The sequence below is a fragment of the Sphingomonas sp. TX0543 genome (assembly GCF_048565505.1).
Classification (GTDB): domain Bacteria; phylum Pseudomonadota; class Alphaproteobacteria; order Sphingomonadales; family Sphingomonadaceae; genus Sphingomonas.
Map to the genome: position 1 here is coordinate 3,029,654 of NZ_JBLZUS010000002.1, position 14,492 is coordinate 3,044,145.

Sequence of the window (14,492 nt, forward strand, 5' to 3'; positions counted from 1 at the left end):
ACGCGATGGATGCGCTGATGGCCGGGCTGGTGCTGGGCGCCCTGTGCCAGATTGGCGATCGCACGCCGTGGCTCGCGGCGATCCTTTCAGACCGATATCGTGCGCCGGGCACGATCATCCTTTCCGCGATCATCGCGCTGACGGCGAATTACGCGCTCGGAGCGGTGGGCGGCCTGATGATTGCCCCGCTGCTGGCGCCCGAGGCGCGCGATCTGCTGCTCGCGCTGGCCCTGATGCTCGCGGGGGTCAGCGCGTCTTGGCGCGACAAGGCGCCTGACAGGCTGGCGAACTGGAGATTGGGGGCGTTCGGCACCAGCGCGATCGGCCTTGCGATCATGGTATTCGGCGATCGCATGCAGTTCATCGCCGCCGGGCTGGCCATGCGATCCCCGCTGCCGTCGCTGGCGGCGGTTGGCGCGACGATCGGTGCGCTCGCGGTGATCGTGCCGGCGATCGTCATCGGCGAGGCGGGATGGGTGGCACTGCCCCGGCGCCTGATGAGCCTTGCCAGCGCGGCGATCCTTGCGCTTGCCGGCATCATTATCGCGCTCAGATCAATTGCTCTGATCTGATTTCCCGATGGAGCGAATCCAGTATTGATCCGTTATCGCAACGAACCAGATCAATGGAGGATTTCCCGTGGCCGATCCCAATCCGAAGCTGAAAACCCCGAGCGATCTCGCGCGCAACGAGACGCGCACGGTGGCGGACGCGCTCAATTCCGCGCTGGCCGATTGCTTCGCGCTGTATCTCAAGACCAAGAATTTCCACTGGCACGTATCCGGCCCGCACTTCCGTGACTATCACCTGCTGATGGACGATCAGGCGGCGCAGATCCTCGGCGTCACCGATGCGATCGCGGAACGTGTCCGCAAGACCGGCAACACCACGCTGCGCTCGATCGGCGATATCGCGCGTCACCAGACGATCGGCGACAACGACAAGCCGTTCGTATCGCCGGAAGACATGCTGGCCGAGCTGCGCGACGACAACCTCAAGCTGGTCGAGAGCTTCCGCACGGTGAAGGAAGCGGCCGAAGAGGCGAAGGACAATGCCACCAGCGGCATCGTCGACGAATGGACCGACCAGGCCGAAGAGCGCGCATGGTTCCTGTTCGAGGCAAGCCGCAAGGGCTGACGCACGGCGCGCCGGGGAGGCATGTGAAATCCTCCCCGGAGCGACCGATCAGTGCGTGTCGTGGCTCGCCGGCGTCGCGCGCAACATCAGCATCGGCGCGGGCATTGCCGTCATGTGCCACGCGGCGGGTGATGCCGGGATGTTTACCCAGTCGTTGCTGCCAGATGCGCAACGCTGAGTCGTACGGAAAAAGAGCGGGCCGGCCGTAGCCGGCAGCTTCATCATGATTCCGAACTGGTCGAACTGGTCGCCAGGCAACTCTCCCGTCCAGGTGATCGCCGAGACGCGCTCGGTAACAAGCGCCCCCCCTTCCCCCGTTACGGCAGACTTGAGCGGCTGACGCTCCACCGCGAGCGTCCAGCCCGGCTTCGGCTGTGGCCGCGCGGATATCACGCTTTCCGGTATCTCAACACGCACGGATCGCGTCGGGGACGCGCCACAGCCGTGGGCGATGCGGAGGAAGCCGGCATAATAGCCGCCCGCCTGCGCCTCCGGATCGGCGAACACGACATGCGCGCCAGCCGCCGTTCCGGCCAGCACGATGGAAAACGCGGCAAGCGTCGATGAAATGCGCATGGTTGCACCTCCGATTAGAAAGTGAAGCGGACACCGCCGAACACTGAACGGCCCTCGCCCGGGAAAAAGACCGCGCGATTGATGCCGGGCTGGCTGGCATCGGTGATCGCGGCGAATTCGGCGGTATATCGCTTGTCGGCAAGGTTTCGCGCATCGACGAAGATCGTCGCCGGCCCGACCGCGAACCCGCCGCTGATATTCACCACGGCATAACCCGGCGCCTTCATCGTATTGGCATAATCCACCCAGACCGATTTCATCCGCCAGTCGAGGAACGGCTCCAGATAAACGCCGTGCGCGCCATCGTAGCGAACGCCGATGCGATACTGGTGTTCGGGCGCGACCGGCAGGCGATTGTTGCGATAGACGGGATCGTTGACGAAGCGGAAATCCGACCAGGCATAGGTCTGGCGCAGGCGAAGGCCGGGCGCGATCCGCCAGTCGAGGCTCGCCTCCACGCCCTGGTGCCGCGTGCGACCCGCGTTGAACACCGCCGCGGGCAGATTCGCGGCGGGCAGGAAGCTCAGCAATTCACCATCGATATCGGCGCGGTAATAGTCCACGTCCCAGGTGAAGGCGCCTGCGCGGCCGCGCGTGCCTGCTTCCGCCGTCCAGGCTCGCTGCGTATCGAGCGGCACGAACAGCGAGCCGCTGGTATTGGTCTGCGTCAGCGCGCCGAAATGCGGCGGCTCTACCGAGCGGGTATAGTTCGCATAGACCTGCGTGGCGCCATGTTCGAACAGCAGGCCGATACGTGGCGCGAACCAGTCGTAGCTCACGTCGTCGGCCTTGCTGGCGAGCCGGTTCTTGTAGTCACGCGTGGCACGGCCCCACGAGCCGCCCGCGACGAGCGCCAGCTCGGGCACGACGAAAAAGCGCCCCTCCGCAAACACGTCCAGCCCGCTTGCGAGTTGCTGCGCGTCACCGATCCGCGGGCCGTTCTGGCCGCCGAAGTTTAAGTAGAGGTTCTGCTCGGTGCCGCCTTGACGGTAATAGGCACCGAAGAACAGGTCCGCCTTATGTCCGGCGATCTCGCCCGACACGTCGAAGCGGCCGAACAGCCCCTGCGTGTCGGTATCCTGATCGATCACGATCGAGATCGGGTGGTGAAGATCGGTCTGCGTGGCATAGGCGCCGCCCTCGAACACCACATTGTCGCTGAGGCGCAGCCGCGTCTGGAGCGTGACGCGTTCCACCGTCTGGTCGCGCGCCTGCTTGCGCGCCACCACGCCGTCGCCGGCATAGCGCGGATTGTTCAGGGCATCGCTCAGCGTGAGCGCGCCAGGCACGCCCTGGCGGATATCGGCCGCATAGCCGATCAGCCGCACTTCGTTATCCTCGCCGAAGCTGTAGCCAAGGTTTACCGTGCCGCGCGTCACGTCCGACTTTTCCTGCTGGCGAAAGCCGTCGGAATGATAGCTGTGGACCGAGGCGTAATAATCGAACGACCCCGCCTTCCCAGCCGCAGCCGCCCGCACCCGATATGTTTCGAACGAGCCGCCCTCCAGCCGAAAATCGAACGGCGTCTCCGCCGTCTTGCCGTTCGGGGTGACGAGGTTCACGGCGCCGCCAAGCTGCGCACCACCGAAGCGCAGTGCGTTGCCACCCTTGTACACCTCGATATAGCGCGCGCCGAGCGGATCGATCTTCTGGAAATCGGAAAAGCCATCCGCATCCGCGAACGGCACGCCATCCTGCGCGAGCAGCACGCCGCGCTGATGATAGCTCTGGTCCAGCCCCGAGCCACGGATCGACAGCCGCGATTCATCGCCATAGCGCTTGTTGGCAAGCACGCCCGGCACGTCCCGCAGCAGATCGTAGATGCCGGTGACGCTGCGATCCTCATAGGTTTCGGCCGCCACCACGGATACCGAGCCCGGCGTGCGCGCGAGCCGCTGGCGCGCCTCCGAAACGACCGCCGGATCGCCAGCCTGGGCGGCAGCGGTTACGATGATATCGGGCTGCTTTCCATCCGCGCCGTCAGTCGGATCGGCAAAGGCGGGCGTGGCAATGATGGTGGAGGCGAGCAGCGCCGCCTGAATGGTCCTGAACATGAGAATCCCCTTTGCGGCGCGCATCGGTGGCGCGCCGGATATGTCGCTGGTTGTCGAGCGGGCGCGGCCCGTCGGGTCAGGCGATCAGGGGCGGCCCGCGCAGGGGCGGCCGCAACCACGCGGCGGCGCGCGGCGGCAGGGTGACAGCGAGCAGCAGCGCAATCGCGAGGATGAACAGCAATGCCTGCGCAAGCTGGATCGCATCCGCCCCGCCGATCAGCGGCAGCGCGAGATCGGCGAAGGCGCACGGGCTGCGCGCCTGATCGCCTTCGTCGCCGGTGTGGTGCACCTGTTCGAGGCCCGGGACAGACACGGCCATCATCGTCGGTCCGTAACCGCTACAGATGCCGATCACGACGCGGCCATTATCAAGCGTCGGCATAAAGCCCGCCGGCACCAGCACGCGCACCGCCAGCGTTGCCGCGACGATCAGCACGGCAAGTAGAGGAAAGGTTCGCAAAAGGCGACGAAGCGCGCTCACGCGGTTGCGTTAGCGGGGTGCGATACGCTTGTCACCGGCTCTGCCGACAAATCGGGAGGGGTCGCCTTTTCCACTGAAGGAAAGGCGACCCTGCGGGCGTTCCGCCCCTATCGACCGAGCAATACGCGCGCCTGACCCGCGATCTGTGCGAGCATCGCGGCATTGAGCGCGGGGGCGTGGCGGGCACGATCGACCAGCGCCTTGAACTGCGCCACGCGCGCACCATTGGCACCCAGCCATTCATCGACCAGCTTGCCGGGATCGCCCTTTCCGGCGCGGCCGAGGAAATCGAAGCGCAATTGCTGGAAATCGCGCGCCAGCCCGGCGATCAGCAGCCGCTCCCACGGATCGCTGGGAATGATGCGCGCCGCATTGGTCTGCGCCCAATCCAGCCCGAGCGCCTGGCCCAGCCCGGTAAAGGCACGTGCGACCTTCGTTTCGTCAAGCCGCAGGCGATCGCTGAGATCCGCGAGGCCGATCGCGCCGTCCAGCTCGAACAGTCGCACGACCTTGCCGGCCAGCGCCGCCGGGGCGCCCGAAGCTTCCAGCGTGGCAGCGATGCGCCCGCTCTGCGCGCGTGCCTCTTCAAGCAGCAGTTCGCCGGTATGCGCGTCGAGATTGGCGAAGCCCTTGCCGATCCGCTTCAGCACCGCCTCCGGCGCGGTGCCCGGCGCAGTGACTCGCAGCAGATCCGCGATCTGCGAACGGGTAGCCGCCGCCACCTCGTCGAACAGCGCTAGCCGAGCGGCCTCCGGCATCGCGCCCGTCTCGATCTCGCCCCACAGCGTGGGCAGATCGAACAGCCGCTCGACCACCACGAACATCGCCGCGATGTCGGAAAGCGCTGCGCCCTCCTCCTCCGCAAGCTCGAACGGGTGAAGCACGCCGATGCGGTTGATGATCCGGTTGGCGAGCTTGGTGGCGACGATCTCGCCGCGCAGCCGGTGTTCGTCGATCGCCTTGCCGAACCGTTCCCGCATCGCCGGCGGGAAGGCGGCATGGAGATCGCGTTTCATCGCCGGATCGGTGGCGAGCGCGGCATGTTCGATCGCCTCCTGCAACGCGAGCTTGGCGGTGGCGAGCAGCACGGCCAGCTCCGGCCGGGTCAGCCCGCGCCCTTCGATGCCGCGACGCAGAAGCTCGTCATTCGACGCGAGGCCCTCTACCTTGCGATCGAGGCGGCCGGCATCCTCGAACATCTCGATCACGCGGACATAGCTCGGCAGCCCGCGCGCACCATCGCCCTCCGCGATCGACAGCGCGAGCGTCTGGAGGCGATTATCCTCCAGCACCAAGTGCGCCACGTCATCGGTCATCGACACGAGCAGCTGGTTGCGATCCTCGAACGCGAGGCGCTTCTCGATCATCTCGCGGTTGAGCGCGATCTTGATATTCACCTCATTATCCGAGCAATCGACGCCGGCCGAATTATCGATGAAGTCGGTATTGATGCGCCCGCCGCGCGCGGCGAACGCGATGCGCGCCGCCTGCGTGACGCCAAGGTTCGCCCCCTCGCCCACCGCAATCGCGCGCACGTCCTCCGCATCGACGCGCAGACGATCGTTGGCGGGATCGCCGACGGTGGCGTTATTCTCCGCCGCCGCCTTGATGTACGTGCCGATGCCGCCGAACCATATCAGGTCAACCGGGCTCTTCAGGATCGCCGAGATCAGCCCGGCCGGCTCGATCTCATCCACCGCAATATCGAGCGCGGCTTTCACTTCCGGGGTCAATCTGATCGATTTGGCGCTGCGCGGAAAGACGCCGCCGCCTTTGGAAATCAACGCCTTGTCATAATCTTCCCAGCTCGACCGCGGCAGTGCGAAAAGGCGCGCGCGCTCGTTCCAGCTCGTCGCGGGATCTGGATCGGGATCAAGGAAGATGTGGCGGTGGTCGTAGGCCGCGACGATCTTCAGCGTCTTGCTTAGCAGCATCCCGTTGCCGAACACGTCCCCGGACATGTCGCCGCAACCGACGACCCGGATCGATTGGGTTTGCACGTCCACACCGCGCTCGGCGAAATGACGCTGCACCGAGATCCACGCGCCCTTGGCGGTGATACCCATCGCCTTGTGGTCATAGCCGACCGAGCCGCCGCTGGCGAAGGCGTCGCCCAGCCAAAAATCACGCTCCAGCGCGATCGCATTGGCGACATCGCTGAACGTCGCGGTGCCCTTGTCGGCCGCGACGACGAAATAGGGGTCGTCGTCATCCAGGATCGCGACGCCCTTCGGGTGCACCACCTTCCCGCCGACGATGTTGTCGGTGATCGACAGCAGCGTGCGGATGAAGATGCGATAGCTCTCCGTCCCCTCCGCCAGCCAGGCGTCACGATCGACCGCAGGGTTCGGGAGTTGCTTGGGGTAAAAGCCGCCCTTCGCGCCGGTCGGCACGATCACCGCGTTCTTGACGCGCTGCGCCTTCATCAGGCCGAGGATCTCGGTGCGGAAGTCGTCGCGCCGGTCCGACCAGCGCAGGCCGCCACGGGCGACCGGCCCGGCGCGCAGGTGGATGCCCTCCACGCGCGGTGAATAGACCCACACCTCGCGCCACGGCAGCGGTGCCGGCAGGCCAGGTATCTTCGCGCTGTCCAGCTTGAACGCCAGCGCCTCGCGCGCCGCATCGGTGAAGGCATTGGTCCGCAGCGTCGCGCCGATCACCGCGCGATACGCGCGCAGGATGCGATCGTCATCGATCGCGACCACGGCCTCTAGCCCCGCTTCAATCGCGTGATCGACCGCCGCATCATCGCCCTTCGCACCGGGCTTGTGGGTGAGGATGAACCGATCGATAAGCGCGCGCGTCACGGCGGGCGCACGGCCGAGCGCATCGACGACGGTGGTGAGGCCGTAGCTCATTCCCGCCTGCCGCAGATAGCGGAACCAAGCGCGCAACAGCACCACCGCATCCGGTGCGATGCCGACATCGAGGATAAGGCGGTTGAACTCGTCATTCTCCGCCTCGCCTTTCAGCACAGCGGCGACGGCGCCCTCGAGCACTTCCTTCGCCACCGCGCCGTCGGCCTCGTTCGCCTCCAGTGTGAAATCATGGACGTAGCTTTCGGCTTCCTCGCGCAGGCGCGTCGCCCATTCGCCGATCACCCGAAAGCCGAAATTCTCCAGCACGGGCACCGCATCCGACAATGCCAGCGGGCCGTTGGTCTTGTAGATCTTGAGGCGCTGCTCGCCCGCGGTGGCTGGGTAGAGATTAACCTGGCGATCCTCCGCGCCATCAAGTTCGGCAAGCCGCAGCACGTCCTCGGCCGCCTCCTCCGCCGTGCCGACGGTACGATAGCTCATCGGGAAGGCCGCCGCCCAGCGCAGCGAAAGGCGCGCCGCGCGCGGCGCCGGCAGACGCTCCATCAGCGCGGCCTCGACATCGCGAACCCAGCCGCGCACCATTTTCTCAAGCTGCGCGTCGAGCGCATCCTCGTCCGGCATCCCGCTCGATCCACGCAGATCAACGGTATAGCGGATCAGCGCGGTGCTGCCGTCCTCCATCGCGACCGTCCAGTTGAGGATCGCCCCGCCGGCGGCATCGGCGATCATATCCCCGATGGCGACGCGGCGCGCGGTGGTCAGTTCGTCGCGCGGCAGCCAGACGAAACCGAACAACTGCCGCCCGAGCGGCGAGCGCACCAGCACCAGCTTCGGGCGCGGGCGATCGGCGATGCTCATCGCGATCAGCGCCAGCCGCTCGAGCGATTCCTGATCGAAGGCGATGACCAGATCGTGCGGCAGCGAGCCCATCGCGTGCGCCAGTGCCTTTCCAGTGTGGCCGGCCGGATCGAAGCCGAACTTCCCCTCCATATCCGCCAGACGCTGGCGCAGCACCGGCACGGCACGCGGCGGCGCGGCGAGCGCGGCGCTCGTCCACAGCCCGGCGTGAATCGACAGCCCGGCGTAGTTGCCGCCCTCGATCACCGGCACGATAATGAGGTCGATCGGCACGCGGCGATGCACCGGGGAGATCAGGCTGGACTTCAGCAGCAGCGGCGCCTCGCCGCCATTCTTGGCGAACCATGCCAGCGCCAGCTCAAGCGAACGCTGGGCGAGCAGCGGCACCTTGTGCGGATTGCGCGCGATGCCAAGCGCCTCGCCCGACCCACGTCCATCCGCGAACCAGCGCAGGTGGCCGATCAGCGTGAAGTGACGATCGAGGAACCAGCGCATCAGCGTGGCGCCCTCACTCGACCCCCCAGTATCCTCGATCGATCCGGCATCGGCGGCGAGCGTGGCCTGCATCGCCCGCCAGTCCGAAACGACCGCGCGCACATCGGCGAGCGCGCTTTCGATATCGGCGACGAGATCGCGACGCTCGCGCGCATCGGCGCGCTGCATCTCGATATAGACCATCGATTCGCGCGCGCCATCGGCATCCGAGACGCCCTTGATAACGCCGTCGGCCCCACGCGTTACGGCGATAACCGGGTGGATGATGCGATCGATCGCAATGTCATGCGCCGCGATCGCCGCCGCGATCGAGTCAACGAGAAACGGCATGTCGTCATTGACGATCGCCAGCCGTTGGCGCCTAGCGCCGGCGTCACCGGGAAGCTGTTCCAGCGCGATCGCGACCGTGCCCGGGGGCCGCCGCTCGGCGGTCGCGGCGAGGAAGCCGGCGGCCTCCGTCTGCTCGGCTGGGCCGAAGCCGTGAAGCTCCCCCGGAAGTGCGCGGTGGGTGAGACGGGCGGCGAGCGCTTCCGAAAGCGCCTTGAGCGATGACCTGGTCATAGGCGGGCGCTATGCGCCCACGCGCCGCCCGGCTCAAGACTTGTGACAAATGCGACAATCCACGATTGTCGCGGCGTGGATTCTGGCGGGCTGTTCCAGTCCGAGACGGCGGACCCCGCCGCATCGAGCATCCTCGCAATTTTCAAGCATATGCCACGCAGGATCGGCAGCGATAGTGCGCCAAGCGCGCGCGATCAGCAACGTTGCACGCCGCGCTGGCATATGCCCGGCAGAGCGCGCCTGGCATCGCGAGCCAGGACTTATCGCGCTAACGGAATTTTCTTTCGGCGATGCCGCCCTGGTCAGACGTGTCGAGCGCCGAATCAGTCCAGCGCCGCAAGCGCGCGTGTCGCAAGTCGCGGATCATTGGCGACCGCGCCCAGCACGTCGAGTTCGCCCGTTCCGTTCGCGCGCGCCACCAGCACGACGATCTCGCCCGCGACGGCGCCCGTATCGAGCGAGACGTGCGCGATAGCCTTGCGATCGGTCGATGGCGCCGGCCGCGTCACCTTCGCGGGACGACGCAGCGCGCGTTCGGCCGCGACGATACCCTTCACGCCAGCGGGATATTGATCGATGAAGGCGCCAAGTCCGCCCATCGGCACGCCTTCGCGAAGCGCGAAGCTCAGCACGGCGGCGAATTCGGTAATGCGCGTCTTGTCATAATCCGCGCCGAACACGAGCTTGATGATCGGCGTCATCGGCGCGCGCGCCTGCTGGGAGAGGCCGGCATCCTCCAGCAACTCGCCGAGACCATCCGCATCGCTCCCGGCGGCGAGCGCGAAGTCATGCGCTCGCCCCAGCGCACGATACAAGGCCGAGCGGCTTCGCACATCGGAGGCGCGCGCCGCAGCCGCGCTTTCCCGCGCGAGCGCCAGCCTGTCACCGAGCGAATGCGGCGCCACCGCCTCCTCGGCATCGGCCGCGTCCACGCGCCGGCTCGGCCCGTCAGCCCAAACCTCGGGCGCGTCGCCAGGGGCCTCGGCGGTCGCTGCCGGCGCGGCGCGCATCGCGGCGGCAAGTTCAACATCCAACCGCGCCTGTTCGTCGCCGCCAAGTACTTCCTTCCAGTTGATGACGCCATAGATGAAGTCGATCTGGTCATCGCTGGAGGAGAATGGCATCAGAATGCCGCGATAGAGCGTCTGGTAACCGCGCCGGCCGACGAATTCGGCTTCGAAGCCGATCGGAGCGCGATTGGCGATGATCTGCAGATAATGGTCAGTCAGCCGCGACAGCAGCGAGCGCGCCGGCACATCTGCTATGCGCGTGATCGCGTGATCCAACGCACATTCTTCGCGCAGCGCGCGGCCGAGGAACTGGATTTCGGGGTCGTCGATTCCGCGCGTGAAATCCAGCAACACGCTGTGCGCGCCGAAATCGGCGATGCCGGCGGGATCGAGATCCTCGATCGACGGATATGGCCGCCCCTTCAGCAAGGAAACCCAGTGGTTATAGGCGCGCACGTGCATCCGGCGCTCATCCGTGCCGATCGCTTCCATCGGCTCACCTACCCCGCCGTCGGCCGGATCATTGTCATGTGGCCGGCCATCATCGAAGCCGCGGGCGGTGTCCATAAATTCCCCTCGACGCATCTGTCGGTAACGCCCGCGATTGTGCCCACTCATGGTAAAGGAGCCGTAAACAACAGCGCGCTTGCAAGCCCCTGATACTCCTGCTAGGCGCCGCGCCTCGACACGCTCGCTGGCGTGTCCTGGCCGCTTTAGCTCAGCTGGTAGAGCATCGCATTCGTAATGCGGGGGTCACAGGTTCGAGTCCTGTAAGCGGCACCACTCCCGGTCAAAGATGGGCACCGTGCCCTCTTTGACGGGAAGTCCAACGGCAAGGCCGTTTTCCAGCGCCGACATTGGACCTGAGATGATGATCTCGCTCGGTCCAACGCGAACCTCTGCAACGAACATCCGCAGATAGGCCGAGCGTAAGCTGTTGTCCTCGCCGCGGAGCTTATCTCGCAGCATATCGCCGAAGCGGTCGACGGTGCGTTCGTCGATCTTCCGCTTACCCCTGGCCAACTGAGCCTCAAGAATATCGATGCGGCTGATCACACCCGCCAATGCCGTCCGGTTTATTGCCATCCGCTCAGCGAACGCCGGATCGCGCGGACTCATGGTGCCCTGCTCAATAAGAATCAGCAGATTTTTGGTGGCGCTTTCGAGCCGGGTTCGCTCGGCACGAGCGCGAGCCAGTTCAACCTCGCGTTCCTCCGTGCGCGCCTGTGACACGTCGAGCACACCTGCCAGCAGCTCGCGCAGCCTGTTGCGCTCGAGCAGTCGTTCTTCGATCGCGTCGAGAACGACGCCGTCGAGCAGTTCGCGTCGGATGTTTGGGCACGCGCATTTGCCGCCCTGGTTCACCTTGTTGTTGCAGGTGTAATAGGCATAGCGACCGCCCTTGCCGGTGCGGATTGTCATGCCGCTAGCGCAATTAGGCATACCGCAACGCGCCACCCCCGTCAGGAGCGTAGTGCCGGCCGCGACATGAGGCGCTGTTCGTCTCGGATTGCGCGTCGCCCGGGTCGCTGCGACCCGCTCGAACTGGTCTTGCGTGATGATCGCCGGGCAGGACACAGCGATCGCATCCTCGGCGTCCGGCGTGATGCCCTCATCGTCGGCTGTGCGATCATGATAGACGCCGGTATAGCGCTCGTTGCCGAGAACCCCTGCGACATTGCCATTGGTGAACTTCCTGCCGCGTAGGCTATGCCCACGAGCATTTAGCTGCTGGGCGATCCAACGAGCGCCACGACCGACATCCGCCCAGTCAAAAATCTGACGGACGATTACGGCTTCATCCTCGACGATCTCGAGCTTCTTTCGAGCTTTCTCTCCATCCTGCCGCGCTATGTAGCTGCGGTAGCCCAACGAGATCGGACCACCATTATAGAATCCCTGACGGGCATTCTCCCGTCGGCTCTTGCTGGTAAGGAGCGAGGCATCGCGAGCTTGCTCTTCGCTCAGCAACGCCGCGATCGTCCGGCCCATCCGTTGGCCACGGCCAGTTCCAAAATCCTCCGTGACGGATTCTACCTCAACCCCGGCATCCTCAAGCCGGCCGACTGTGTTGAAGAAGAGCTGCATGTTGCGCGCCATGCGGCTGAACATGTACATCACTACGACGTCGACCGGGTGATCAACAGCCGTCGCCTGCCGCACCATTCGCTGGAACTCGGGCCGCCTGTCGTTCTGGCCGGTAAACCCCGCGTCGGCGAACTCCTCGACGATGACCATGCCTTTCTTGGCGGCATAGCTGCGGATGGCGGTGCGCTGGGCGTCGATGCTCTGCGGCACGCCGCCCTCCTTGTCGACGGACAGGCGCATATAGGCATATGCCCGGACCGGGCCGCGCTTGGGCTTTACCATTTTCCTATCCACTCTTGCGTTCGAAGAGTGTCTCAAATTCTCCCGCGAGGGCTTCGAGCACGAGCACGCATTCCCGTCGGGTCACGGGCGGAGATCGAAATCTAGACGGCTGTAAGTCGTTCGATTGGCGCGCAGTATTGCGCTGCGAGTGCGCGTCGCCCAAGCCGTCAGATGATTGTGAACTCTCTTCCGCCATTCAAACGGCGTCGCGGATTTTCAGCGACGGCGCTTCAACCTCGCCGGGGTAAAACGAACATGTCCCAAGCAAAGCGCGGTCCCCGACACCGCCTTGACCATCGGCAAGGCTGGGGCTCTATGCCATTTACGCCACAAACGGGGACTTTGACGTGATTTGGAATAACGACCGCGGTCGACGATGAACTGTCGAGTAAAGAAACTGGGCTTGAGTCGTTAGCTTCAAAGAGCCACGTCCATCCAAATAGGTGCTATCGCCCTTAGACATGGTCAACGTCAGCTTACGATCAGACCCGGACATTCAACGCCCGTCCCGGATTGGCTGTTTTTGCCGCAAGCCGCCATTCGCTGGCCGGCAATACGAGCCCGATCCAGCCGTGTTCGCTCGGGTCAGCGCGGACTTGAAGCGGATCAGGCAAAATGGAACTTTGCCGCTGTTCCCCAAATTTAACGATCCACTATAAGGTCGCAATGCTAGCTGACGATCAGCCCACCATCAACGATCTCCTCTCGCGCCTCTACACGATCCGCGACGCCGCCGCCGATCGTCTGCGCGAGGAAACGGGCGCGCTTACCACACGCCATGCCGCCCGCGGGATGCTGCGCTCGGGCGCCACCCTGAAGGCGCTCATCGGTCTGATCGAGAAAGCGTTCGACGCGGCGTTGACCGAGATGCTGGCGACCCTGCGCCACATGAAGTCGGTCCCGGAAATTAACTATCAGGCTTGCCGAGACCAGGCTTTTTTGCGCGCGCGCGACCTCGTACCCGTGCTGCGCGGTGCCGCCGACATCGACAAATGGATCGGCATGATGGGACGCGGATCCGCCGGAGATCTGGCTAACGTCAAGATCGAAGGGATGTACGCGAAGATCGACTACCGCTTTCGCCAGTTCGACGTCGGCCTTGATCAGGTCGCCGTTGGGGGCGCTCGGCGTGCAGGCGAAGCGGTATCGCCACCGGCGTCGGCGCCGTCCCCTGACCATATTGAGGCCACGGTTGGAGCAGTAGGCTCAAATTCGAATGATGACGCGCCGGCATCCGAAGGTCGGGCAGCGCGCCCCTATCAGGTCGCCTTGTCCTTTGCGGGCGAGCAACGCGGCTATGTGGAAGCCGTCGCCAAGGCGCTCGCCGCCCGTCACATCGCTGTCTTCTACGACAGGTTCGAGGCCAACGCCTTATGGGGAAAGGACGGTGCCGAGCATTTCCACCAGATCTATTCGCGCGACACGCAATATGTCGTGATGTTCATTTCTGAAGCCTATGTCGCCAAGGCTTGGACTCGGCACGAGCGCCGCTCCGCGATCAGCCGCCAAATGAAGGACGACGGCGAATACATTCTGCCCGTGCGCTTCGATATGACCGAGGTTCCGGGTCTTCCCGACACGATGCAATATCTAACGGCCGAGCGCTTCACGCCCGCCGAGCTTGCCTTGGAGATCGCTGAAAAGGTCGGTGTGGCACCGACTGCCGGTAAGGCGTCCGATCTGCCGCCGCCAGCTTCGGGCGCGCTGTCAGGCGAGGTCAATTTTGATTATGCTGCTCATGACGGTCGTTATGTCATTGGGACTGGCGCGACCGCGTTCGAGACGCGCTGGTCGAAGGCGAGCGATACCAGCATCCATCTGCTGAACGACCCACCGTCAATACATGGCGTCGCGATCGCGCGCGGCGCGAGCGACTTTGCCGAAATCACCGACGCCTCGGCCTACGACTTCACCTCGCGTTCCCGTACACCGCGCGTTGGTGAGATCGCGGTGTTGCGCAATACCAACGGCTTTTTCGCGGCGGTGCAGATTCTGCAAGTCGAGGACGACAGCCGCGGGGCGACAAGCGACGCGCTGACGATCCGGTATCTGATCTTGCCGGACGGTTCGAACAACTTTGCCGCAGCGATCGGAGAAACGACCGGGGCATAGCGCAATCGCGGCAGTAGGG

At 65.0% G+C, this 14,492-nt stretch carries 9 protein-coding genes and 1 tRNA gene; 4 read left to right on the forward strand and 6 right to left on the reverse strand.

Going from position 1 to position 14,492, the window contains the following annotated elements; genetic code table 11:
* Window positions 1–17 precede the first annotated feature (17 nt).
* Complete coding sequence (locus ACM61V_RS15195) at window positions 18–572, forward strand: TMEM165/GDT1 family protein (RefSeq protein WP_249341609.1); 555 nt, start codon at window positions 18–20, stop codon at window positions 570–572.
* A gap of 67 nt (window positions 573–639) precedes the next feature.
* Window positions 640–1,137 carry a Dps family protein gene (locus ACM61V_RS15200; protein ID WP_137787447.1) on the forward strand — a complete coding sequence of 166 codons (498 nt, stop codon included), beginning with the start codon at window positions 640–642 and terminating at the stop codon, window positions 1,135–1,137.
* 48 nt (window positions 1,138–1,185) lie between these two features.
* Here the strand turns inward: ACM61V_RS15200 and ACM61V_RS15205 are convergent, their stop codons facing one another.
* The 5 genes from ACM61V_RS15205 to ACM61V_RS15225 form a co-directional block, all read right to left on the reverse strand.
* The gene (locus tag ACM61V_RS15205; RefSeq protein ID WP_137787448.1) at window positions 1,186–1,713 is read right to left on the reverse strand and encodes a YcnI family protein; all 528 of its coding nucleotides are present in this window, start codon (window positions 1,711–1,713) and stop codon (window positions 1,186–1,188) included.
* Between the two features lie 14 nt (window positions 1,714–1,727).
* On the reverse strand, window positions 1,728–3,767 hold the full coding sequence (locus tag ACM61V_RS15210) for a TonB-dependent receptor family protein (protein ID WP_137787449.1): 2,040 nt from the start codon (window positions 3,765–3,767) through the stop codon (window positions 1,728–1,730).
* Between the two features lie 76 nt (window positions 3,768–3,843).
* Window positions 3,844–4,203, reverse strand: coding sequence for a hypothetical protein (locus tag ACM61V_RS15215; protein WP_419714097.1), 360 nt, complete (start codon window positions 4,201–4,203; stop codon window positions 3,844–3,846).
* A 152-nt stretch (window positions 4,204–4,355) separates the two neighbouring features.
* On the reverse strand, window positions 4,356–8,981 hold the full coding sequence (locus ACM61V_RS15220) for an NAD-glutamate dehydrogenase (protein ID WP_419714098.1): 4,626 nt from the start codon (window positions 8,979–8,981) through the stop codon (window positions 4,356–4,358).
* A 323-nt stretch (window positions 8,982–9,304) separates the two neighbouring features.
* Complete coding sequence (locus ACM61V_RS15225) at window positions 9,305–10,558, reverse strand: hypothetical protein (RefSeq protein ID WP_419714099.1); 1,254 nt, start codon at window positions 10,556–10,558, stop codon at window positions 9,305–9,307.
* A 140-nt stretch (window positions 10,559–10,698) separates the two neighbouring features.
* Between ACM61V_RS15225 and ACM61V_RS15230 the strand changes: the two genes are divergently transcribed.
* Window positions 10,699–10,774: transfer RNA gene (locus tag ACM61V_RS15230), tRNA-Thr, on the forward strand.
* On the opposite strand, the gene ACM61V_RS15235 is transcribed toward ACM61V_RS15230, so the two are convergent.
* Window positions 10,745–12,361: a recombinase family protein gene (locus ACM61V_RS15235; RefSeq protein ID WP_137787452.1), complete on the reverse strand. Its 1,617-nt coding sequence runs from the start codon at window positions 12,359–12,361 to the stop codon at window positions 10,745–10,747. The two genes, ACM61V_RS15230 and ACM61V_RS15235, sit on opposite strands and share 30 nt — an antisense overlap.
* Before the next feature lie 666 nt (window positions 12,362–13,027).
* On the opposite strand from ACM61V_RS15235, the gene ACM61V_RS15240 reads away from it, so the two are divergent.
* Window positions 13,028–14,473, forward strand: coding sequence for a toll/interleukin-1 receptor domain-containing protein (locus ACM61V_RS15240; RefSeq protein WP_171007615.1), 1,446 nt, complete (start codon window positions 13,028–13,030; stop codon window positions 14,471–14,473).
* Window positions 14,474–14,492 lie beyond the last annotated feature (19 nt).